The 23,166-nt window shown below is 38.1% G+C and carries 21 protein-coding genes; 3 read left to right on the forward strand and 18 right to left on the reverse strand.

What is annotated here, in order from left to right; all coding sequences use genetic code 11:
* Positions 1-6 precede the first annotated feature (6 nt).
* The 9 genes from ACRRU2_RS08860 to ACRRU2_RS08900 form a co-directional block, all read right to left on the reverse strand.
* On the reverse strand, positions 7-1,746 hold the full coding sequence (locus ACRRU2_RS08860) for a sensor histidine kinase (RefSeq protein ID WP_432500852.1): 1,740 nt from the start codon (positions 1,744-1,746) through the stop codon (positions 7-9).
* A 128-nt stretch (positions 1,747-1,874) separates the two neighbouring features.
* Positions 1,875-4,361, reverse strand: coding sequence for a fibronectin type III domain-containing protein (locus ACRRU2_RS08865; protein ID WP_432500854.1), 2,487 nt, complete (start codon positions 4,359-4,361; stop codon positions 1,875-1,877).
* Positions 4,362-4,515: 154 nt separating this feature from the next.
* Positions 4,516-4,701 (reverse strand): erythromycin esterase family protein, encoded by a 186-nt coding sequence (locus ACRRU2_RS08870; RefSeq protein ID WP_432500941.1) that lies wholly within the window; start codon positions 4,699-4,701, stop codon positions 4,516-4,518.
* Positions 4,643-4,792, reverse strand: coding sequence for a hypothetical protein (locus ACRRU2_RS08875; protein ID WP_432500950.1), 150 nt, complete (start codon positions 4,790-4,792; stop codon positions 4,643-4,645). The genes ACRRU2_RS08870 and ACRRU2_RS08875 overlap by 59 nt, the downstream gene beginning before the upstream one ends.
* Positions 4,793-5,104: 312 nt before the next feature.
* Complete coding sequence (locus tag ACRRU2_RS08880; RefSeq protein ID WP_432500857.1) at positions 5,105-5,527, reverse strand: VOC family protein; 423 nt, start codon at positions 5,525-5,527, stop codon at positions 5,105-5,107.
* Positions 5,524-5,958 carry an SRPBCC family protein gene (locus ACRRU2_RS08885; RefSeq protein ID WP_432500859.1) on the reverse strand — a complete coding sequence of 145 codons (435 nt, stop codon included), beginning with the start codon at positions 5,956-5,958 and terminating at the stop codon, positions 5,524-5,526. The genes ACRRU2_RS08880 and ACRRU2_RS08885 overlap by 4 nt, the downstream gene beginning before the upstream one ends.
* Before the next feature lie 73 nt (positions 5,959-6,031).
* Positions 6,032-7,015: a sigma-70 family RNA polymerase sigma factor gene (locus tag ACRRU2_RS08890; protein WP_432500944.1), complete on the reverse strand. Its 984-nt coding sequence runs from the start codon at positions 7,013-7,015 to the stop codon at positions 6,032-6,034.
* A gap of 43 nt (positions 7,016-7,058) precedes the next feature.
* Positions 7,059-7,769: a formylglycine-generating enzyme family protein gene (locus ACRRU2_RS08895; RefSeq protein WP_432500946.1), complete on the reverse strand. Its 711-nt coding sequence runs from the start codon at positions 7,767-7,769 to the stop codon at positions 7,059-7,061.
* A 962-nt stretch (positions 7,770-8,731) separates the two neighbouring features.
* On the reverse strand, positions 8,732-10,687 hold the full coding sequence (locus tag ACRRU2_RS08900) for an ATP-dependent nuclease (RefSeq protein WP_432500862.1): 1,956 nt from the start codon (positions 10,685-10,687) through the stop codon (positions 8,732-8,734).
* A 260-nt stretch (positions 10,688-10,947) separates the two neighbouring features.
* Here ACRRU2_RS08900 and ACRRU2_RS08905 point away from each other — a divergent pair, with 260 nt between their 5' ends.
* Complete coding sequence (locus tag ACRRU2_RS08905; RefSeq protein WP_432500864.1) at positions 10,948-12,816, forward strand: ATP-dependent nuclease; 1,869 nt, start codon at positions 10,948-10,950, stop codon at positions 12,814-12,816.
* A 131-nt stretch (positions 12,817-12,947) separates the two neighbouring features.
* On the opposite strand, the gene ACRRU2_RS08910 is transcribed toward ACRRU2_RS08905, so the two are convergent.
* The 6 genes from ACRRU2_RS08910 to ACRRU2_RS08935 all read right to left on the reverse strand — a co-directional run bounded on the left by ACRRU2_RS08910 (position 12,948) and on the right by ACRRU2_RS08935 (position 18,590).
* Entirely contained in the window at positions 12,948-14,027 is a 1,080-nt protein-coding gene (locus tag ACRRU2_RS08910) for an RES family NAD+ phosphorylase (RefSeq protein WP_432500866.1), read from the reverse strand.
* Between the two features lies 1 nt (position 14,028).
* On the reverse strand, positions 14,029-14,958 hold the full coding sequence (locus ACRRU2_RS08915; protein ID WP_432500868.1) for a sce7725 family protein: 930 nt from the start codon (positions 14,956-14,958) through the stop codon (positions 14,029-14,031).
* Positions 14,959-14,960: 2 nt separating this feature from the next.
* Positions 14,961-15,806 (reverse strand): sce7726 family protein, encoded by an 846-nt coding sequence (locus ACRRU2_RS08920; RefSeq protein WP_432500870.1) that lies wholly within the window; start codon positions 15,804-15,806, stop codon positions 14,961-14,963.
* Positions 15,807-16,038: 232 nt separating this feature from the next.
* Entirely contained in the window at positions 16,039-17,667 is a 1,629-nt protein-coding gene (locus ACRRU2_RS08925; RefSeq protein WP_432500873.1) for a hypothetical protein, read from the reverse strand.
* A gap of 135 nt (positions 17,668-17,802) precedes the next feature.
* Entirely contained in the window at positions 17,803-18,282 is a 480-nt protein-coding gene (rlmH, locus tag ACRRU2_RS08930; RefSeq protein ID WP_331697526.1) for a 23S rRNA (pseudouridine(1915)-N(3))-methyltransferase RlmH, read from the reverse strand.
* Between the two features lie 140 nt (positions 18,283-18,422).
* Complete coding sequence (locus ACRRU2_RS08935; protein ID WP_331697527.1) at positions 18,423-18,590, reverse strand: CxxH/CxxC protein; 168 nt, start codon at positions 18,588-18,590, stop codon at positions 18,423-18,425.
* A 965-nt stretch (positions 18,591-19,555) separates the two neighbouring features.
* Here ACRRU2_RS08935 and ACRRU2_RS08940 point away from each other — a divergent pair.
* On the forward strand, positions 19,556-19,759 hold the full coding sequence (locus ACRRU2_RS08940; protein WP_432500875.1) for a hypothetical protein: 204 nt from the start codon (positions 19,556-19,558) through the stop codon (positions 19,757-19,759).
* 3 nt (positions 19,760-19,762) lie between these two features.
* Here the strand turns inward: ACRRU2_RS08940 and ACRRU2_RS08945 are convergent, their stop codons facing one another.
* Entirely contained in the window at positions 19,763-21,121 is a 1,359-nt protein-coding gene (locus tag ACRRU2_RS08945) for a S1C family serine protease (RefSeq protein ID WP_432500878.1), read from the reverse strand.
* Positions 21,122-21,320: 199 nt separating this feature from the next.
* Here ACRRU2_RS08945 and ACRRU2_RS08950 point away from each other — a divergent pair, with 199 nt between their 5' ends.
* On the forward strand, positions 21,321-21,554 hold the full coding sequence (locus tag ACRRU2_RS08950) for a hypothetical protein (RefSeq protein WP_432500881.1): 234 nt from the start codon (positions 21,321-21,323) through the stop codon (positions 21,552-21,554).
* On the opposite strand, the gene ACRRU2_RS08955 is transcribed toward ACRRU2_RS08950, so the two are convergent.
* A complete protein-coding gene (locus ACRRU2_RS08955) occupies positions 21,520-22,329 on the reverse strand; it encodes an MBL fold metallo-hydrolase (protein WP_331697530.1) in 810 nt (269 codons plus the stop codon). The genes ACRRU2_RS08950 and ACRRU2_RS08955 overlap by 35 nt on opposite strands.
* Positions 22,330-22,412: 83 nt before the next feature.
* Entirely contained in the window at positions 22,413-23,165 is a 753-nt protein-coding gene (yycI, locus tag ACRRU2_RS08960; RefSeq protein ID WP_432500883.1) for a two-component system regulatory protein YycI, read from the reverse strand.
* Between the last annotated feature and the right edge of the window lies 1 nt (position 23,166).

Here is a 23,166-nt window from a genome sequence, read left to right on the forward strand (position 1 = left end):
CCTCTCCTATTTTGCAAATGGCATGACTATTGCGACTTTCGTTCCGACGCCTGGCACACTCTCAATCTGTACCCCGTATTGCTGACCAAAGGTCAGATGAACCCTGGAATGAACATTGTGCAGTCCAATACTGTCGCTGTGATGTTCACTGGAAGCAAGCGTATTATTCAGATGCTGTAAAACCTCCGAAGACATGCCTATGCCATTATCAGAAATAACAAGCCTTAACTGCCCGTCCTGCTGCTCCGCCGTCACTTCAATTCGACCGACGCCTCTTCTTCCACGAAAAGCATGGAGTATTGCATTTTCAACAATGGGCTGCAAAATAAGCTTCAGCACCTTGACATTCTGCAGATGCTCCGCAATCTGAATAGAGAGCAAAAACCGGTCATCGAAGCGTACATTTTGAATATTTACATAGTGGACAATATTATTAAGCTCATTGCTTAACGGAACTAGACTGTCGCTTATATTAATGCTATAACGCAGCATATCTCCCAGACTCTCCGTAACTGCGCTGATTTCCCGGGCTTCCATAATCGAAGCCATGGAATTAATTGATTCCAGCGTATTAAACAGGAAATGCGGGTTAATTTGATTTTGCAAAACAGACAATTCTGCTCTTTTCTTGTACAGCCCTTGAATATAATTCTCTTGAATGACTTCATTCAGTCTCCGCACCATGGTATTAAACTGGCTGTCGATAATGGCAATTTCATCTCTGCCTTCAATATATTCGGTTATTTCCAGCTTTCCTTCCTTAACACTATCCATCTTTCTTATAAAACGTCGCAAGCGCTTCATTAATATGAGAGACATCAAATAGCTCATCACAAATGTAAAAATAATGATGGCGATGACATATGTGACAACCTTACTAAAAACGGCTTTCGTTTTTTGTTCGATTTCAAAATCAGGAAATAGAAAAAGAACCTCTCCATTCAATTTTTCAACGGGCTTCCTTATTAGAACCTCTCCTGATGTCAAATGCACAATCGCGTCTCTATTCTGCATAGTATCGTTGTCAAGCTGAGCAGTAAATTGCTCATGTGAAGCAAATAAAATATTATTTTTGCCATCTCTAATGGCAAACTGATAATCACTGGAATAATTCGTTACAAGGCTTTCCTCAAAGATCAGAGCGGCGTCAACATCAATCTTGATCAAAGCCAACGTGCGGTTGTAAGTGCCATCGCTCAAATCTTTCATTGGACTGGTAAAAGAAACAATTTTCTTCTTCAATCCTAATGTTTGATAGTCAAAAACTAGAGATTCCAACATTAAGGTTGATAGAGCATCGGAATACCAATGCTCCTCCTCCATAGCTTCAAGATTGGCAATATGCCTGCCATCTCTCGGAAATTGCGGACTCTCGGCGTAGAACATAATATTGTAAATCTCCGGATAGTCAGAAAAGATAACATTTTTCATTTCCGATGTAAAAAAATTACTAATATAGACTAAATCTTTGGTATCATACTGATATTGCTGTTGCATAATTGTTTGAAAGTTTTGATTAGATGATAATGTTTGCAACAAATTTTTGTATATCTCCAATTTGTAATTCAAATTTACTGCATACTGTTCTACAAAATGAACATAGTTCGAGCTTACTTCCTGCCTAATCGAATGCTGCATTTCTCTGAAAAAAAACCAGCTTATCAAAAAAACAGGAATCATGACCATGGTAAATACCATGGCCACAATTTTGTTGGAGAGTGACATATTAAGGATAGCTTTTCTCAATGGGATATCCCCATTCTATTTTTTTCTTATATAGTAACATACTAAAACTAGCTAATTATAGCTTTCCTGTCATGCGATCCTATGACATGCTGCTAGAGAAAGTGTTTAGCTGCCCAATTGGTTTGCATCTACAATGTACTTAGTTGAACGACTGTAATACCTTCGCTATCTCCGTTAACATTGACTGCCTTAACTTGAACTTCATAGAGCGTGTTGGCAGCAAGTCCCGTAATAGTGGCCCCGGTTATTGGCGAGACGCCATCAGCCCATTCATACCAAGTGCCGCTGCCGCTTACCCTGTAAGCAATCTTATAATCGGTAATCTCGCTTCCTCCATCAGAAATCGGTGCATGCCAAGTCAGTTTGAGACTTGAACTTGCTCCTGTTCCCGCTAAATTTTCTACAAATCCAGGCTTGGTGCTCGCGCGCTGCTGATTAATGCGAATACTTTCCATTGCCCAATTCAGGTTGGTATCGCCTGTACTCCCTCTGGATGTTGTAATATGGAACCATTCTGTCCATCCATTCCACGGACCAAAGGTGATTCCTGCCGAACCCAGCCCCGATGTAGCCAGTGTTTTCTGCAATTCCAGCCATTGCGGTGTTTTACCATATACATCGCTGTCAGGGAATACATTGGTCGAATCGTAACCTGCAATAACAAAGGAAGCTGTCGGAAACCCCGCATCATTCCATGTCTTCAATAATTTTGTAGCCCATCGCGTTCTTGCTTCGTCACTGCTTCCATCAACTGTTATTTCCCAAGGATGGATTAACAGAACGTACTCATTATTAGCTAGATCCGCAGGTCTCGGTCCATATGCGCCCGGCAGCAATCCGCCCTCCGTTTCTTTTGGCAGTCTTGTCGGATCCAGAGCAAAACCAATTTCAATGTCGTAATGCTCTGCAACAGCTTCCGCTATATTTGTAAGATTGTCTTTAAAAAAGTTGGCCGAATATGTCCCTATTTTTATGGATTCAATAAAGGATACAACCTGTTTCGCCTCGCCATCTTGATTGTACAGCTTAAGCCAGCTCGGGGAATCTCCCCAGCGTTCCGCCCAGTAACCAATTCTATTAACTATGTTTTCATTATTTACGCCAAAATCCAAATAGAAGGGCATTGTGCTTGACGTTTCAATGAGAGGATAGAAATATAGTCCTTCTTCCTCAATTAATGAAATTAAGCGGTCATAGTCCTCGTAAATTTGACCATCAGTACGATTTCTCCATGCATTCATAGGAAGAAACTTGGAACCGCTTAACGTGTCAGCGCCGAAAAAGCTGATTTGCACCGCATTTATACCGATCGATTTCATACGCTGCAGTTGAAGCCGGATATCTTCTTCCTGAAATCCCATTTCTGTTTCTAATGGCAGCGCTGTATAGGCGGACATAAAATTACTGTTCGGAATTCCCGGAAACATCAGGGTTGAAGCCAGCACATTAGATTGAGCGGAGTCATCCGCAATCTTCCCCCAGGAACCGCCAAGTTTGCGAGATAATACATCGGATGAAAGTCCTGCGCCATAACTATTAACGGCCCGAACTCGAAAATCATACCGTTGATTCGCATCCAGTCCCGACACAATGGCCGATCTGGAAGTTGTTGTGTTATGCAGCTGCCATGTATCCGAAGAGGAAAGCTTATACTCGACTCTATAGTTGGTGACCAAGGTAAAAGAGGAGATAGGCGCTGCCCAATTTATATTCACTTGATTGCCGGATACGGCGGCTTTTAGTTTTCTAACTTTACCTGGCGTCAAATATTGTTCGATTTGATTGGCCTCAATGGCGGATCGTTCCGCCGAAGTCAATGCGTCAGCGAATACAAGCACCTCTTGCATATATCCTACCAGTCCGACTCCTATCGCATTGCTTCCGATGGTTGCAGCAGATGTAAGTCCTGCTGTCCCCATATTGCCGAGAACAACATCGCCATTCAATGAAATGGAGGAAGAAGAACCATTAATGATGCTGGTGCTTACGAAGCTTTCTCGAAAATCAAGACCCGAGGCCTGTATCAGATGACCAGCATTGCCTGCTCGAAGTTCACTGACTGCAGGAGCAACATTCCAACGGTAGACTTCAGCGCCATTAGGATCAAATATAAAACGGCTGCCATTTCCGAACGTTGTTCTTCCTACCAAGTTAATTGAAAGCGGAGCAGGCGTATTGATCGAGCTTAGAGACAGTTCATTGTACTCATCAAAGTAAATGGCTAGCCTGCCATCCACATACTGAGCTGCTCCTTCACTTACAATCAGCGGCTGAAGATTGGAAACGGCTTGCACCGCATCAGCTCCATTCCCGCTCTGGTCATACCATACCGCGACATGACCGTTTGAGTTTCCTACAAATTTCAACAATGCATCGATGGCCAATTCACCATTAGCAGCACTGTAAATATCCTCTACTGCATTGTCGCTTGATCGTCTTACCTGTATTAACGGCCCTTTGTAATCGCTTTCAACCAGACGTAAACTATAAATCGCCGCCTTATTGTCTATATCTTCTATAGTATCTGCAGCCGCACATATCACACTTGAGAAAGTAATTAACCCCAATCCTAATGCCATGCAAAATAATACTCTTTTCAAACCTTGAGCCATCATTGTCCACAACCTCCCATCGTTAATAATCTAATCATAATCGGAATTTCAACTCTTCGTAGTAGACAATAGTTAGATGGCAAGTGGACATTTATTAGTATTACGAACAAATTGCAAATTAGGGCGAAATTTAAAGAAACTAAACCATAGTGCCCATTTATAGAACAGGCTGCCTAAGCGGTTCCAGTGTTCGCGACTGATCTACATAGATAAAAGCATCATACCGGCTTGGGAGTATGGATGGCACATAGTTACCACACTCAAATTTCGGGTGGTAAACAACGTCAATTGCCCGATGTCCAAGCGGTTGATTGAGCACCTTGCATAACAATCTCGATATCACCAATGGCTTGTACGACCATATGTAGATCTTCCATCGTCTTAATGGGCGTAGATGTTTTTTGAATTTCAAGTATAATTTCTTCTTCCTGCATATACATTCACTCCCTTTGAATTGTCATGTTTAGGTACGAATTAGGTAGATAATACTTGCATCTTTCAATGATGGTTTACCTATCATTTCCGCCAAATGGAGCATCTATTCGGGAAACAGCGATGATGTAAGTGGTTGTGTTCATACCAATTGAAAGATCAAATTTAAATAATCCTTAGCACGTTGTGATGTGTTAAGGGCTTCTAATTACCTTTATAGAGTGAACGAAAAAGACACCCAAATTCGGTGCCTTTTATAGTTATATCCTATTCACTTGTTACTGCTCACCTTGGGACAGTTCTTTATTCTTCATTTAGTTTTGAATTTCCGTAAAAATTTGAAAGGTGACGCCGTATTTGTCCGTTACATCACCAAAACCAGGACTAAAAGACTCTTCCTGAAAAGGGATATTGACTTGCCCGTCTTGCCGTAGGGCTTCATAAATTTGTTTTGATTTTTCCACATCGTTTGTTGTAATGCAGATGGTAACCCGTTTTCCGTCTATTATATTCAGACCTCCTGGAGCATCAGAAAACATAAGTTCCGTCTCACCTACTTGTAACTTTGCATGCGCTATGAGATTCTTTAGTTCATCATTAAACGTATTTGGCATTTCCGGCATTTCTCCGTAAGTAATAATCGAGAGAACCTTTGCCCCTATTGTTTGTTCATAAAACTGAATAGCTTCCCTTGCGGTTCCCTCCAGTGTTATATAAGGGGTTAGTTTTACAGTCATCCTTGCACCCCTTCTTCTGTGTATTGTTTGAAATTGTCCATTATCGCTTGCCAGCCCGCTTGCTGGAATTCGACGGGATGGGTGCTTTCAGCGTCAAAAGTTTCAACAACCTTCGTTTCGCCGCCTAGATCCTCGAAGGTGATCTCGACCTTTCTTCCATCCTCTATGGTGTATGAAATCAGCTCATGCTGCTGTACTTCATCATATACCCCAAAGAAATCAAACCCCATGCTTCCATCCTTCGCTTCCATTCTAGTTAGAAACTTTCCACCAGCTCGCAAATCATTCTCCGCCCTCGGCGCATGCCAATCCTCGGATGCTTGATTCCATTTCGTGATGTGCTTCGGCTCTGTCCAATAGCTCCATACTTGTTCAATTGGCGCTTTTACTACTGCCTGAACGGTTACTTTTGTCGATTTGCTTGTTTCCATTTTGAACGACACCTCTCTTAATATCATCGTTATTTTGATTCTCAATAATATAGACGTCAGTCGAATTCAAAATTCATCGGTGAATTTGCTCCGGCAGCCCAAATCGAGAAAATAATTTGGTGTTAATAAAATTTTGAACATGGAGTATTTTTTGATCCTTGACTTCGAGAACGTGAATCCCCCAAGGAATCAGGATGGATGTATCTTCAGGATTCGGTGCATACTGTGCTAATGCGGGATAACCTCCGTTCACAGCTACCGGCTGAAAGCGGGAACCCTCGCAATGCCAGCGAGTCAGTGAGAAGAACTTGAACAAATCGTCCTTGCCGCGTATCCACATCGGGAATGGAGGCATGGACATACAGCCTTCCTCATGGAATAATGCAACAAGCGCATCGATATCAAATTTCTCAAAAGCATCCACATACCGGGACAGCAGCTCGTGATCAGGCTCAGCATCCATTCGGCTGAGCTCATCGGAACGCAGTTTGGTCCGGTCCATCGTCTCTCTTGCTCTTTGTAGAGCGCTGTTAACGGCCGCTGGCGACATGCCTAGTGTTTCAGAAATTTGCTTGGAGGTCCACTCAAATACGTCTTTCAAAATAAGCACAGCACGTTGACGGGGCGGTAAGGCTTGTAAGATAGCTATGAAGCAGAGCTGCAGGGTGTCTCTGCGAATGAGGGCATCTTCAGGATTCTCCCCAAAGTCAGGAGCAAGCCATATCCATGAAGAGTCAGGCAGCGTTTCCCTGGGTTCTATAATAGAGGTCGCAGGATCTGACAGATCAACGGGAAGGATACGGCGTTTAGCTTGTCTTAGTTTATCCAGACATAAGTTAGTTGCGATACGGTAAACCCATGTTTTAAACGAGGATTCTTGCCTGAATGAGTTCCAGCTTTGCCATACACGTATGCTAGTCTCCTGGACAGCATCGTCCGCGTCCTCGATAGATCCAAGCATTCTGTAGCAATACGATGTTAACTCCGGCTTCAAATTCTCTAATAACTGCAAATCAACTGTCGTCTCGTTCATATTAGCCTCCTTTTTAGAGAAAATGTGTTTAGTATGTGTGTTATCGTATTCTCTAGATCTCGTGTTCTCAAGGTTTTGTAAGTGCTATTCTAAAACCAAGGTCATCTATCTTGAATTCAGGCATGCTTTTCCTTCTGACCGTTGAACCACAATTGTTTTCAACCTCAGCCCAACTGCCTCCGCGGAAGACCCTATAATTCCCATATCGATTAGTATCATATAGGTCCCAGCACCATTCCCACACATTTCCGATCATATCGTAAAGCCCCCAGGGATTAGGCAGCAGCTTTCCGACATGTTGAGCTGATCCATGGGAGTTTTTTAGATACCATGCGATTTGATCAATTGCTGCATACCGATATCCCGTGGTTCCCGCTTTACATGCATACTGCCATTCGGCGTCTGATAGCAAACGAAAGCCATTCGCCTTGTTGTTATATATCGTGTTCTTACTTTCACTGTCGATATTGTAGCATTCAGTCCTGCCAAGCATTCTGGACAATTTGTTACAAAAGACAAGCGAATCTATCCACGAAACTTCCGTAATTGGGAGGTTACACACATTCGGTTCTACTTCTTCTTCGTTCAGTACAAAATGATACAAATGCTGTGTTACCGGATACTTCATTACATAGAAAGGTTCAATCGTTTCCGTCCATGTAATAACCTTTCTATTACTTCCACTTCCAGGGTCTGATAACGTGTAATCCGAACTAAGCCATTTATTCATATTGATATAATCACGCAGTTCAACGGATCCACCCTCTATTGGCACCATCAAATTCATTATGTCTTTTAGAAAACGCTCTTTGTCATTTCCGTACTTTTCTATAATCTTATTTCCCTCCTGTCTTTCGAGGTGCTGCTTCAAGGTTAAATCTAACATGTATGACTTCCTCAATACCACCAACTTATCACCAACGAATTCCATTCTGGAACCGTATTTTCCTGCAAAGCAGCTTTAAAAAGTTTTAAAAATAATTTTTTTGTGGTAGGTTCAGCTTAACGGGGTATTGGCGATTTAGGTGAATTAACTTCGGTGAAGATACTTGTAAAAAGAGATGATATAAATATCTATTCTTTCGCGGGCAGACTAAAGCATCAAAAATGAGCTGGCGGAAACGTTATTTAAAGCAGCTTGATGCCGTAAAAACACTCTATTTTCATAGTACAGAACTCTTGAATGACCAATACCATAGTATCCCTTTTTAACATTGTTTTGAAAACAATTTAATTCTTCAATTCATCTTCTCTCCCCTTCAGAAATTTAGAAATAATACAGATTTATTGGATTGATCATTTTTAAATTTATATTGTAAAACATACCTAATGTAAAGGGAAATGAATGTTAAGGCCCGAAGTTTTATAATTCCTTGCAAGAAGCCTACTAGCTATATTTTGACCTACTTATGATACGTTTTCTCCTTTACGGGTCTATCGGCAAAATATTTAAAAAGGACTTTCATATCATATATAATCTTTAGGGAAAAGGGATTTATTTAGTTCTTATTTAATTATTCAATCATATGGCCGATTTTTCCATCACCTGAAGCAGTGACATCATCCGTTAGTCTTACTGTATAATCCTCAACATAGCAATTCTGTAAATAATTTTTAAATTCAACAACCACCGCTTTGTATTTTTTACCATTAACTAAGGTTTTGATCTCCCGTAATAATAGGGGACAATAAAAGAGGAGAATCCCTTTTCTGGGGCTCCCCTCATTTGGCACTTAAGTATCAATTGGTTTCGTTAAAATATTGACTAATCAATGTAAATAGTAAAGGTTGTTGTTCCATTTCTCTGCCCGTATAATTTTGAGCAATAAGATATTTAGTATGGTGGTCGTCTAAGAAATCAAATAGTGGTTTTTTATCTTCATACTTAATTAGTTCTAAAGGCTCAAGAATAGAGTTTTCTTCATTTTTAATTCTAGAATATGTAGAACCCTCTTTATAACTAAATTTTTTAAATAATTCTAATAAATTTTCATTATCGCTTTTTCCAATAACATCTTTTATTGATTCGTAATATTTTTTGGGCTTTAAACAATCTTCCATCTCAGTAGAATAATAAAACCCACTTTTCTTCACTGACATTAATTTCAATTGGCCGGCTCTTTCAGGTTGTATTCTAGCTAGTTTTAACTTACCTTTCACTTCACTGTTTATTTCAAGATCATAAACAACATCATCTGTGTCAATCAAACATAATATTTTACTATTAACTGCTTTTTTCTCATCCTTTTCTTGAAAAGGAGTATATAAATATTTGTATAACTTTATAACATTACTACATCCACCAACACATAGTATCTTCAAATTGGCTATAGATGAGGATAAATAATGACTTAAGTAGAGCTTATCATCACTTCCCTCACAAATTATCCAATTTGTATTTTCTGATCTCATGGAACTCAAGATTGCTGAGGTTAGATCAAAGTAACTCTTAATTTGTACATCTTCAGGTAATGATCCTCTTTTTTCGAAATAATTATTCAAATCATATGTACTAATATTTATTCTGCTATCGGATTTCAACTCTATATAATTTAAATTTCCGGTAGTAGTGAAAGGTAACGACCCATACCAATGACTTGTTAGAATTAACTGAACATTTTCTTGAACAAGACTCTGTAATCTCTCGAACTGTTTAAACGCTTTTGATATATGCAATGAGCTTTCTGGTTCATCAATAGCTACAATAGTTTTTCTTTTATTACTACTTGACGTATTATTTAAGAAAGCTGTGGCTATATCAATCAACGCAATTCTTTGTTCCCCCGAACTGAGTTCATGTATCTCTTTTTTATCCTTTTTTAGAGTTCTTATCGAAAAGTAAGCTTCTAAAATCTTGTTTCTTACATCGGATGGTCTTAAATTTTTCTTGTATCCCTGTTCAACTCTATATGCATAGCTTTCATCAATTCTACTGATTGTGTCATTAATTTTGTTCATATATTCATCTAAGTTTGAATTTAAATAGTCGATTAAGCTTGTAGTACGATTACCTTTTGGTATATTTCTCTCATCCAAAATTTTATCAATTTCTTCTAGAATATCCGTGCTCATTAATGCCTGCATCTCTTTATTTTCTATTTTAATTATTTCACTAGTAATTGACTCTATTGGAATGTAAATGTATGTGAGGTATTTTTTTATTTCATTAATTAATTCAATATCCTTAAAATTCAAGTTATGGCTTTTTAATTTTTTGATTATATCGTCGTCGAAAGTGCTAAAATATACTTCAGTTTTATCTTGGTATCGCAACCCTAACAAGAAAAATAAGTAATCATTTTCCCCATATCTATGTTTTAACTCGTCCCTAATTTGAAAAAACTTTTTAAACTCTTCATTACTCTTGAGATTAGAATTAGCTTCTTCTGTTACAGCCCAAAAGTATTGACTAATCAAGTCCAGTTTTTGATATACAATATTATCTATATTCCCTTGTAAATCATTCTTTTTCAATAAAAAAACTGGAGCTATATATGTCTCATCAGCTTTTGTCCCTTTTGTTCTATTCCAATTGGTATTATTAAAAAAGGTATTTAAGCTCTCCAGCACTGAACTTTTACCTACTGCGTTATTTCCTATGAATAATGAAAAAGGAGTTTCATAATCATCGCAAATAGGTATAAAGTACAACCCTTGGTATATTTTATAGTGCCTACAGAGTAATCCAACTATCAAATTAAACTCACCCCATTTGTAATATATACTCTAGTTTTTATTTGTTACTCTATTCGACATAATTCATTATTATCCTCTAACAAGGTATGTAGATCCAAATATGTTTTACTTCCACACAAAAATGTATATACTACCAATTCACCCTATTTGTGATGCGGTTCACCGTCGTGGATGTAAGTGAGATTTTCCAACTACTTAGTGATTACTTGATTTTTTACTATATAATTAGAATTAAGTTAATTAACGAGAGGAGTTATTCAATGAATATCCAATTAAATGTCTCAATTCCATATATGTGGAACGGCGAGTCTATTGAAAAAGATAACATCTCAGATATAACTTATCTAGTGGGTCCAAATGGTTCTGGAAAATCATTGTTTGCAGAACAAATTAAAAACAATTTACATAGGCAGAATTTAAAAATTCGATACTTAAATGCTGAAAGATTATCAGGATTAGAAAAACAATCTTATCATTACTTCACTCATGGTTCACCTTTAAGTCAAGGTTTTAACTTATCAAATAAACAAGATATAAAAACCTATGGGGCAGATTATGGATTAGCAGCTGATGCTTGGTTAGTATTAAGTGAAAAATTAAATATTAAAATAAGGATAGAAGCAGTATTATCACAATACTTTAATAGATCGTTAGAATTAAGAGAAGAAGGTGGTTTTCTAAAACCGTATTTGCAATCTATGAATAATGGAGTAACATACGAATTAACAAAACATGAAAGTCATGGTTTAAAAGAACTACTTAGTCTACTTACATTTATTTATGACGATGAATACAATTGTATTATTCTAGATGAACCCGAGTTACATTTACACCCACAGTATCAAAAATTTTTATTATCTGAAATAAAAAGAATCGCTGGTAATCCAATCGAAGATTCAACAAAAAAATTATTCATAATAATCACTCATTCACCTTATTTTTTAGATATTTCTAATACTAAAGATTTAAAGAAACTAATTATTTTTAATCCTTTTACACGTCCTACATGGATTAGTGATTTAGATGAAGAAGATAACTATAGAATTAATAAGGTACTGCCCAGAATAAATTCTTATCATAATCAATTTTACTTTTCCCCAAAACCAGTATTTGTAGAAGGATATACTGATAAGATATTTATAAACAAGTTACAAGAAATACGTGGTATAGATATAGATGCTAGAGGCGTTTCAGTTATAGATGTTGGAGGAAAAGATGAAGTAGATGCTTTTTATCGATTGGCTAAAAGTTTATCTATTGATGCTCGTGCTATAGTCGATTATGACGTAATATTTGATGGTAAAGTAAAACAAACAATAACTTCAAATGTTAAAGTAATTGAATTTTTAGCAAAAGAAGGATTAGATTCTGACTTAATGAGATTAATAGGTTCTTTATTAACTAATCTCGATACTATAATTACTGAAATTATTGGCTTAAACATTAAAAATGAAACTCTATTGTTAATCATTGATAAAATAACACGAGAACATGATATAAACAAAAAAAGAAAAATAATTTTATTAGGAATAATGAATTACTTAGGTGTATTTCAAACACATATGCTTTCTAAACTCAAAGAAATTCATACAGTAGTCGGAAAAATGGATAAAATAATTAGGGCTTTTGAAGTAGCTAATATTTTTGTTCTAAGATACGGTGTATTAGAAAACTATTATTTCAATTATAATGGTGACTTCTTTAAAATAGATGAAAATAATAAATCTTCTTTAGTTGAATTAGAAAATGAATTGCTCTCTTCAAAAACACTCACTGAAGAAAGGTTAGAACAACAATACAGAGATTTACTGACATCTATAGATAAAGCGTGCGATAGTATAAAAATTGATCTTAATCCTTTTATAAGTGCAGAATTAAGTGATTTCATTCATTCAGTTCAAAAAGAATTTAAATTAAATAGGATACAAAGTACCGATTCTTTAAGACTAAGTTCTTTTATTAATATAAAGAAATATACGAACTTTCTATCAAATGTTGAATTCACTCCTTTGAGCGATAAAGAAGTTAAATTTATATGTAAATTTCAACTTCATGCAAGTATCGATCCACTTGAAAGAAGCTATGAGTTTACTGAACAAACTGTTCCTTCAAAATTTAATATTTCATAAATAGAAAAACTGCAAAAGTTGTGAGGAGTCACTCTTTTGCAGTTTTTCTATCTCCTTTATTTGTGATACGGCTCAGCGTATCACTCTAACGGCGAATTGAAAAGACACCCTACTGGGTGCCTTTCTTTGTATTACAAACTGGGATCTACTGTATATTTTAGTCCTTGTACATCATATACGTCTACTTCAATACATTCGAATAATTCACTATTGAACATTGCGATATTGTATCCCTCTTTACTCATTGTACTTCCATACTCAATACCACTACATTCAGTACCGTCATTGAATCTACTCATCTTAATAAATTCACATAAATACTGCGTCGGCAAATATTCTAAGTGACTATCCTGACGCCTTAATGGTTTTGCAATATCTCTACTCATCTTTACTAAATGTGTTCTATTAACTGCATGTTGTGTAGGATTTAATCTTGAAAACGCGCTAATTTTATCAATTCTTGTTAAGTCAACAACATCAATATCCTGATTTAATTTAAAGGTTGCGATGCTTACAAAGTCATGAAGTCCAGCTCTAACCTCATTTAATGTAGTTGTTTTGTCACTGCCAAGATACAAGTAGCTAATTCCTTCTGGGTTTACACGTCCAGCCGAAGCTTGCCCAGGCTGGGGAGCAAACATTTCTTCTTTCCGATATCCCATACTGCTATTTGAAATTCTTGCACGATAAAACACCGAACCTTTTTTGTACGGTTTCCTTAAGTAGTTTAAGAAATCAAGGAAGACAGAAGTATTAAGTTGCTTACTATGGAAGCGATTTTTTAGTTTAATTGATTCAGCAAAACTTTCCCAGCTATATTTACCAAGTAGTGAATACTGCTCTAAGTATTGAGGATCACATTTTTGACTAATACCTATCTTCTGTTCAAAAAGTTCTGGTTCTTCCTTATACTTTGATTGGCATATTACCTTGATAAGCTTATCAACTCTATCTGAATCTAAATTAAAAATGTTCCAATTCTCTACCAATTCATCCTTGAGTAGCTTTAATAGTTCTTTGGGAAAAGTGTCAGGTAATATCGATTCTGGTTTATAGGTGTCAAGTAATGCCTCAAAGTCATCACTTAAGAGATGAGTATCATATACAAATACATTCTCCGCCTCGCAAATATTACAATTGCCTACTTGCTTAAGCCCTGTGATTCTTGATTTAATTTCTATGTCAATGAAACACTCTACACAACATTTCATATTAAATCTCTCCACGGAAGTATTGACTCATTAATTCCATATGATGCATAATAGATAACTTTTTCACTGTTCCCAAACCAGGATATGTTTGATTTCGGTAATGCTTAACCAGTTCATTGAGCCCATATGTTCTAATTGTGTTTTCTTCGCTCCAGACGTAAAGCTTTCGAACTGCCTCATAAAACTTTCCGCCAGGATCTTGAATGTCATCATTTGAATCGGAAACAAAATGCATGATACGAAGATTTTTCTTTGTATCAAAGTAAACAATATGAATTGCCACTGCATAAGGAGCGAAGCCCGATTCTGAATAGATATTTCCAACTACCGAATAATCAGAGAAACCTACATATCCTTCTTCATTAAAATACAAGTGATTGTCAGAAAAAAATTCATCCGGTTTGTCTTTGTAGTCTGAGTTTTTAGTTTGTTTTATAAAACTATCTTCTATTAAAACTTTGTTATTCGTCACACTTCTTTTTAGTTGTCTTTCATCAGGAATTATGTTAAGTCTTCCGCAAGAATTATCAAATAATCTTTCAAAGTATTCTAGATTATCCACGTCTAAAGTAAGTGTAAGTAGATCTTGTGGCATTACACCAAATGTATTCAATTCTAAGATTTCTGTTTCCGACTTTCTGTTTATTAAATGTGATTTAATTATCAGAGTATTTTCTAACTGTGAGATATATATTTCTTTCAAAGAACTCTCTTTTGCTACCTCTAATTTAAAACTACCCACCTGAGGATTATGAATTACAGCAATCTCTCTGTGCTCATTAAGAAACATAGCTAACGTTTTTGTAAGTGTGGAAGACAGTTTAACTGGCTCTATAATGGGAACGATCTTTTCATGCATGACTTTTAAATCAAGTAGTTCTCTCAAAGCTATCAACTCAAATTGTCTTCCTCTAAAGTATGGAAAGTACATAGTTACCCCCTGAAATCTTTATTAAGAAACTTTTCGAGTTCAGCATAATCATGGGGTTTATATTCCGAAAAGTATACTAGCCACTTTATCTCATAAGGTACTGAATGAAATTCATGTTGAAATAATTTACTCCGCTTTTTTAGTTCTGTTAACATATATTTATAAGCAATATCTAATTCTATTTCGCAAAATAACTTTAAGCACTCTTTATAATACTTCACTTGTGTCGTCTTTGGCAGGTCTCCGTAGTATTTTAACAAAACCTGCTCGTATTCATTCTTTCTGAGGATCTTAAACATTGAAATGTGATTCAATAATGATTTATTAGGTTCTGGTTCTTTTTTAGTACTAATTGTTTTTCTCGATGTGAGTGTACATATCCCGACACTAGTATCTTTGAGTAGATCTAAAACATCATTGTAATATGAATCACTTGTTACCACACAGACATTATCAAATGCTTTGTAATAATCGCTCAACTGACCTTCTAATCTGTCTAAATTATCAAGCTCCGTCTTTATTTCATATACCATTGCTTTACCATTAATTACAATAAAGTCCGCTTTTGACTTTTCTATTGGGACCTCAGTAAGTGCTGTTGATGTATTTATACTGTGCCTTCCTAATAAAATCTTATTTAATAAAGTGTTTTTGTATATATACTCATTTCTATAAGATTTTTGCATAATATCATATAGTTCCGAGATTACATTCCTATTTTTTAAGTTTGGATTGCTTAGATACTTTTGAACTCCCTGAATAATTACGGGAGTCTCCTCACTTGAAACCCATTCGTTGAAAGTATTTCTTGTAAAGATACGACTAAGTATAGTATTATTTGCTCCCATATCAACACCTTCCCAGTGCAATTGTATCAAACAAATGTCTAGTTTCAAATATAAATGTAACATTTACTATTCGCTACTGCTCGCTAATCCCAACAATGATATCGTTCAGAAAATAAAAGCACTTGAGACGATACTCTCTTACGGTGTGGATGGTCTGATTATCGAACCGATATCCAACTGACGGAGCTAACGCATCAACAGGAGCAAATGGGCACATTGCTTGATAAAGCAGTTATATTACCCGCTGTCCATTAAGATGTTTTTCAGGCTTAGTAATTTGTTTCTGTTCTTTGAAGAACTCCTTTAAAATTTTTTTAAGTTCTGTATATTTTGAATCATTTCCAAACAAATCCATAAGATCATTTCGATCATAGAAAACCTTCGATGGAAAATTCATTGATTTAAGCTTGCTTTTCAGTTTTTTACTTATTCTTTTCTCCATATATTCAATTGCTTCACTTGAAAAACTTGAAGATGTAATAAAAAGAGGTATAATATCTCTTCGCGTGGACTTTGATGCAATGTCACAAGTTTTCTCGAAAAATTTTTTAACTGAATCCGAATCGTTTTCGGTTTCACCTAACATAACTTCATTCCCAGTACTGTATCCTTTTACTTCACATACAATCATCCATTTATCGTCTACTGGCGCAATAATATCACATTCACATTTTCTTGTTATTAAATCAGGATCGTGATACTTCACACCAACTTTTGGAGTGAATTGAAATTGACTAAAAATATATGCCACAAGAAAATTAAATACGTATCCCTTTAGAGTACCAAATTTACCATCCTGACCACTATCGTCAGCATTTTTCAATATTTTAGCTAACATTTCAGCATCGATATTACGAGGATCAATATCTCTTAGTTGCTTTAATGACTCGACAATCTTAGTGCCAAAAACCTCAACTAGCCTTATCACCAAGATTCCCCGTTTTCTCGCAAGAATTAATGCGTCGTCCTCAATTGAATCAACAAAACAAACAGGTATTATCTTAAAATACTTATCCTTTTTAACTGGACCATAAATATTATCAACTCTATTTATAAAACCATTGATGTCATGTCTTTTGGTTTTTCTATGAATAATCGATTCTATGACTACTAAAGAACCCGCTTTTTCTTCCGCTGGATTATACAGTCCGTCCTTTTTATTCGTTCTATATAATCCCCATAAATAAGAGTATCCAATAGCATCCCAGTAGAACCCATTATACCCCTTTTCAAACTCATCATCTCCAGTGAGTCGTGTTGAATTCCAACCAACAAAATTCAATCTCTCTAGCCACTGTAAAAGATCTGCTGTAAATTTTCTTGTAAATGATAATTGCTGCTCTCTTTTCATCAGTGAGAATGCATTCACTTCTACATCTGGAATCCAATTCTTATTAGCTATTACTACAGGAAGTCCATGAAAATCATATAGTTCGTTGACCATTCCAAGATTTTTCATATCTTTATAAATACTCATAGCGCTTTTTTTACTTGATTGTTCTTGATTGACAACACCAGCAGAAACCTTTGCAAACTCTGACCAAAACAGAAATCCATCAAGTTCTACAAGCGCTTGGTAAACCCTCTCAATTGTTTTTGCGTGATCGGGCATAACTTCTCTCAATTTCTTTTTAATGTTTTGTCCTGGGAGAAAATATAAGACTTGATTTTTTTGAAACCTTACAGGTTCTGTATTAAGTATTTCTCTGTTATTTTTTAATCTGTGAATTATTTGTCTTGAATATGTTGCTGATACATTCAACTTTTCGATTATTATTTGACTTAGCTCACTACCTAATAATGCACCTTCGTTTTTTAATATCTCAACTACAGTCTCTTTGTGTTTTATTGAAGATTTCATCTTACTACCTCCTTGTAACACTGCCCTTATTATAATTATTATATACTTAATGGGCAACCTCTTTAAAAACAAAAAAACCTTGTTGTATAAGGTATTATTAATGACTATTGATTGTAACGAAACTTAAATTTCGCCCTATTTATGGTAAGGTTCCCCCCGATTTATCTTCACCGCCCTATAAATCTGCTCCACCAGCACCAGCCGCATTAGCTGGTGCGGCAAGGTCATGCGCCCGAAGCTCAGCTTCTGCTGGGCGCGCGCAAGAACAGCGGGAGCGAGCCCTGTGCTCCCGCCAATGACAAAGGCCACGTGGCTGCGCCCGTACGTGGCCAGCTTATCGAGCTGGTCCGCGAGGTCCTCGCTGGACCAAAGCTCGCCATCGATCGCGAGCGCGACTACATGGGCATCTGGCTTAATCTGCGCCAGAAGCCTCTCGCCCTCCCGCTCGCGCACCTGCGCCTCCTCCGCCGGACTCATCGTCTCCGGTGCCTTCTCATCGGGCACTTCCGTGAGCGTAAGCTTCACGTAAGGCCCGAGACGCTTGGCATATTCAGCTATGCCAAGCACCAAATATTTCTCCTTCAGCTTGCCGACCGCTGCAATCTGTATATGCAAATGCTACACATCCTCGTTTTGCTTTATTTAATGCCAGATAAGCGACTAGTGTTATTTCTACTTTTACCGCCCTATAATTACAAAAAAGCCGCTAATTCACTCACCATACGGTCAAAGCATTAGCAGGCTCATTATTTACGTTATACAACCAAATATTCCGCAGCTGCATCACAAAAATCACATTTGCGAGGCGGATCCCAATCCGCAAACTGCGTTTCTTTTAAATCTACTACATCTGGAGCATCCTCATATTCGTCGACAAATCGCTCCAAAGCTTTTTCAATACATGGTTTGCAAACACAATACATACAATAATTCGCTTCCTATCTAGTGGATTCATTTTGCGAGCTGTTCCGCTCTTTATGTATATAGCATATCAAAAAACGACATGCTTCGAAAGCAGTAACTATTGGCTTGAGACTATCGATAATTATGGGCAACTATTGATAAGCAATAAGAAAGGGGAACGAAAGAGCAAGATTGGGAATGGAGAAGCGATAGCGTCCGCCTTTGTAGACCAATTTTATCCTTTACAGGGGTTATTCAACAATAAAATTGGACTACAACAGCGGTCGGAATCCCAAACTTGATCACAGTGCATCCCTTTCGCTTGCTTGTTTCCCTATCCACAATTAAAAGACAGTCTTGGTGTATACCCTACTCATTAAGCATAATCTGTCTAGTTATATTTTGATCAGCTTTCATTTTTTTAAGCAGTGCTATGAAATTGACAAAGAATACAACGGCCGATAAGCAAATCAAACCAGGTAATAATATTAACATTACACATCCCCTCAAAAAATAACTGATACATGGATAAACGGCTCTGCTTTACTTTTAACTGGCGCGTTTACTGATAAAATGTAGGAATAGATATTTGCTGAAAATCTATGCCTTCATTACGCTGCGGTCATCAATGACCGTTAGAACCCAAAAAGCAGTCTTTTTGTTGCGTATGCGGACATTTATGACCATTAGAAGAACATTCTGTCGAATTCTCTAGCTTTTTTCCCGCTAACGGATATTTCTGTCCGCTAGAAAGTGGAAGTTGGCGAAAATTGAGCGCTAACGGCCATAAATGTCCGCATCATTAGGATCAATTCGAGCTCGACATAATTATCTACAATTTTAACTGATGCATAATTTCCTAAACAAGCAAAAAAACCGCAAGCCCTCAGCTCACGGTCGTTAAATAATGCCATAACGCCTTCCTGCACCTCCATAATCAGGAAAAAAGTTATATAGTATAGTTAGTTTAAAAAGAGGTGATTATATGGCAATAAAAGTGCTAAAACGTGTTGTCGATATATTGTTTGCCGGTTCCATTTTATTTCTTTTATATCTCGGTTATTTTATTTTTTTCGACAAGCCTGTCGCCTCTGCGGAATTTGTCAATTTGTATTTAAAATTGGGCTATGGTTATTCCGCTCTTTTTGTATTTACATTACTAAGGTTTGCTTTGAGAAAAATGAGCTAAGCTCTACTCCTCTTCCGCCTTATCCCCCAGCTTAAACGACGTAACCTGCAGCATGCCTTCGCGATAGTAGCTTACTTCAATGCTGTCGCCAATTTTTTTGTCGTTGTAGAGGTATTTGCGCAGCTCTCTTGTGCTGCCGATTTTTTTCTTGTCGAGCTTCACGATGACGTCGTTGTACTGCAAGCCTGCATCTTTGGCCGGTCCAACGGCTTCGAGCACAATAACCCCGGAAAATACTTCATCCGGCAGCTGAAGCTTAGGCATAGGAGTGCTGCCATTCCCTTGATCGCCGCCCAATTCTTCGCCATCCTCATTCTCTTCGTTTGTACTTGGCTGCTCTTCCTCCAGCCATTTTTGCAGCTCCTGTTGACTCCAGTATTGTTCCAAATCTATCGTATAAACGCCAAGATACGGTCTTGGCACATAGCCTTTGCTTATAATGCTTTCCACAATTGGCATGGCATTGTTAATTGGAATGGCGTAACCGATGCTTTCTACGCCGAAATCAGCAATTTTCATGCTGTTAATGCCGACAACCTTGCCGTTGAGATCAATCAACGGACCGCCGCTGTTGCCTTCATTGATGGCAGCGTCTACGCGGATAACTTCCTGCTCCCAATCCATAATGCCATTTTGACTAAGCGATACTGGAACTACCTCGCGAATAACGCTGACAATGCCCAGTGTGATCGATTCGCCCATCCCTAACGGATTACCCATTGCCATAACGAACTCGGCTGCCCGCAGTGTGGAGGAATCGCCTATTTCAGCAACGGTATTGATGCCTTTGGCATCAATTTCGAGCACAGCCAAATCGGTAATCTGGTCCGATCCGACGATTTTCGCTTCGCGTATCTCACCGCTGGTCAGTACAGCCTTAACCTTTTCCGCATCTGCAATAACATGATGGTTCGTTATAATATAGGCTTTCCCATTTTTCTTCTCCACTATAACGCCAGAGCCGACGCCAGCTTCTCGCAGTATGCCATTCCCATCTTCTGACTTTCCGGATTTTTTGCCGCCTGCCCCTACGGGGAAGGTTTGCTCGTTAATCACACTTACGACAGCAGGTCTTACCTTGGAGGTCGCATATATCGCTCTTTCTGAAGGATCGATGCCTGATGTAGAGGCGCCCAGCTTTCCGCTGCCGCTAATGCCGCCGGTGAACAGCACGAATAGGATGACGACGATAGCTGAACTGGCTAGTGACGATAACAGAGCAATTTGCAAAGTTGATAATTTATATCCCCGAAAGCGAAAACGGAATTGAAACGGAAGCTTCAGCGAAGTCCCCTTTGTTTCTCGCTTTATGCGTTTGGATACCTTCGTTGAGTAAAAATCATCATCGAACAAGCTCATCATTATCGCCTCTCTCTATACCGCCATAGTAAACATTGATATAAGTATAAGGTGAAAACTTATACTCTCTTATATTTTTGAAATTTGGAATATTTGTGATTAGTCGTGACTACACTATTAATAGATTCGAATCTGTTTCTGAAAAGGTGCAGTTCCACGCCTACTATTATAACCTTATATGACGTATAAAGGAGAAAACATTATGAAATCCTCATCTTCTTCCATAAACTCTTCCACTTGGGAGCATGTCGATTTAGCTGCAAAGCTGGCTGACCTAAAGCAGGACAATTACAATGCTGTGCTCACGCTTAGCGCAATGCTCGAGCTGCTTATTGAAAAAAAGATTTTAACCCTGGAAGAGCTGGAAAGCAAAGCTTCCGCTATCGATAAAAAGCTGGAATCTATGATTTTCGGCGCACCTCATCCCAAGCTGTAGGACGGTCATGATAGGTCGCTCGCAAAGGAAATTCATCCTTTTTATAAAATATTCCGTTGTTCTCCAAAATAGAATTAACAGTCAGCATGGCCAAATCAATTTGATTATGGTCAAGGCTCAAATGTGCCAGGTATACCCGCTTCGTACGATCGGTCATCAGCTCAAGCAGCGCTTCTCCTGCCGCTACATTTGATAAATGTCCTATATCGCTTAAAATACGGCGTTTAATATTCCATGGGTATCTGCCCATGCGAAGCATTTCGGTATCATGATTGGATTCTAGCACTAGCACATCGGAATCTATGATTTGATTGCGAACTCTATCACTAACATAGCCCAAATCGGTTGCTAGACTCAGTTTTTCTCCATCCTCTACAAAGCAGTAGCCTACCGGCTCTGCTGCATCATGCGAGATCGGGTAGGATTGCACCTTCATAGAGCCAAAGCAAACTTCCTCACCGGTCTCGATTTTTATTTTCTTATCGTCAGCGATCGTTCCCACATGCCGTTCCATCGCATGCCAGGTCGCTTCATTGGCATAGATCGGCAGCTGATGCTTGCGCGCAAAAGCGCCCAAGCCTTTAATATGGTCGGAATGCTCATGCGTCACAAATAACGCATCGATGTCATGACCCGCTAATCCTTGATCCTTCATAAGCACTTCCAGCCTCTTCATGCTCAGCCCCGCATCCACCATAACTGTATGTCCATTGCCACGTACAATTGTGGCATTGCCGGTTGAACCGCTCCCCAAAACCGTAAATCGTAATCCCATAGCTGTCTGTCCTGTCCTTTCCCCGCTAACATAACATAACTGACCCGTTAATGCTAAAGTAAATGTTTGGCGCCGCTGCGCATTTATTCCTTGTTTTCTGCATCAGGGTCGTCGTTCTCCGCGTCAGTTGCTACCTCTCCGCTAATAGCATTGACATAGTACGTTTTTCCGTCCTCCAGCATCACGCGCCATGTCGGCGCAGATACCTGCTTGTCCGAGTCGAATATTTGGCCATAATAGCCAAGCTGAATATCAGATATCGTCGAGCCGTCCTCCAAATACGTTTCAATGAGGCTGGCTACAACCTTGTTAGCGGGAAGCACCTGCTTCGCTTCTCCGCGGCTCACTAGCTCCATCCGGTCCTGCTGATAGGCTGTAATTTTTAAATTGCTGTTGAACAGCTCCAGCCTAACATTAAAAACAGGGTACCCATCTACAATTCTGTACATGACGAATACGCCTTCTGAGCTGCCCAATAAGTCGTAGGCATATAAATCTATTTCCGCAATTTCTTGACCAAACGCTTTTTTAAGCTCTGACTTGTTAAAGATAAACGCTGAATCTGCTGGATTTTTCAGCTTTGTTTTTTTCTGCGAACGGCTTTCCGAGTGCAGCAAATACGTTAAATCGCCAAGCGCCGGGGTTTCAGAAGGCAAGTTAGCGGCAAGCGATATGCGTTTTTGCTGCATAATAAGCAATTTATCGGCAGGTAGCTCCGCAGAATTTACATTGGCATTCAATTGCTCGCGAATATCCAGCCACAGCTGATAGCCAAGCAGTATATTCAGCATGAGAAATGAAAATATAAGCACGCTTTTCGCTCTACCCCAGTCCACT

The organism is Paenibacillus sp. GXUN7292 (assembly GCF_050864975.1).
Classification (GTDB): domain Bacteria; phylum Bacillota; class Bacilli; order Paenibacillales; family Paenibacillaceae; genus Pristimantibacillus.

What these genes read in the sequence shown, in the direction of transcription:
- ACRRU2_RS08865 (WP_432500854.1), bottom strand. Translation starts at nt 4,361, where the DNA reads ATGATGGCTCAAGGTTTGAAAAGAGTATTATTTTGCATGGCATTAGGA.
- ACRRU2_RS08875 (WP_432500950.1), bottom strand. Translation starts at nt 4,792, where the DNA reads ATGCAGGAAGAAGAAATTATACTTGAAATTCAAAAAACATCTACGCCC.
- ACRRU2_RS08880 (WP_432500857.1), bottom strand. Translation starts at nt 5,527, where the DNA reads ATGACTGTAAAACTAACCCCTTATATAACACTGGAGGGAACCGCAAGG.
- ACRRU2_RS08885 (WP_432500859.1), bottom strand. Translation starts at nt 5,958, where the DNA reads ATGGAAACAAGCAAATCGACAAAAGTAACCGTTCAGGCAGTAGTAAAA.
- ACRRU2_RS08895 (WP_432500946.1), bottom strand. Translation starts at nt 7,769, where the DNA reads ATGGTGCCAATAGAGGGTGGATCCGTTGAACTGCGTGATTATATCAAT.
- ACRRU2_RS08905 (WP_432500864.1), top strand. Translation starts at nt 10,948, where the DNA reads ATGAATATCCAATTAAATGTCTCAATTCCATATATGTGGAACGGCGAG.
- ACRRU2_RS08910 (WP_432500866.1), bottom strand. Translation starts at nt 14,027, where the DNA reads ATGAAATGTTGTGTAGAGTGTTTCATTGACATAGAAATTAAATCAAGA.
- ACRRU2_RS08915 (WP_432500868.1), bottom strand. Translation starts at nt 14,958, where the DNA reads ATGTACTTTCCATACTTTAGAGGAAGACAATTTGAGTTGATAGCTTTG.
- ACRRU2_RS08920 (WP_432500870.1), bottom strand. Translation starts at nt 15,806, where the DNA reads ATGGGAGCAAATAATACTATACTTAGTCGTATCTTTACAAGAAATACT.
- ACRRU2_RS08925 (WP_432500873.1), bottom strand. Translation starts at nt 17,667, where the DNA reads ATGAAATCTTCAATAAAACACAAAGAGACTGTAGTTGAGATATTAAAA.
- ACRRU2_RS08935 (WP_331697527.1), bottom strand. Translation starts at nt 18,590, where the DNA reads ATGTATTGTGTTTGCAAACCATGTATTGAAAAAGCTTTGGAGCGATTT.
- ACRRU2_RS08940 (WP_432500875.1), top strand. Translation starts at nt 19,556, where the DNA reads ATGGCAATAAAAGTGCTAAAACGTGTTGTCGATATATTGTTTGCCGGT.
- ACRRU2_RS08945 (WP_432500878.1), bottom strand. Translation starts at nt 21,121, where the DNA reads ATGATGAGCTTGTTCGATGATGATTTTTACTCAACGAAGGTATCCAAA.
- ACRRU2_RS08950 (WP_432500881.1), top strand. Translation starts at nt 21,321, where the DNA reads ATGAAATCCTCATCTTCTTCCATAAACTCTTCCACTTGGGAGCATGTC.
- ACRRU2_RS08955 (WP_331697530.1), bottom strand. Translation starts at nt 22,329, where the DNA reads ATGGGATTACGATTTACGGTTTTGGGGAGCGGTTCAACCGGCAATGCC.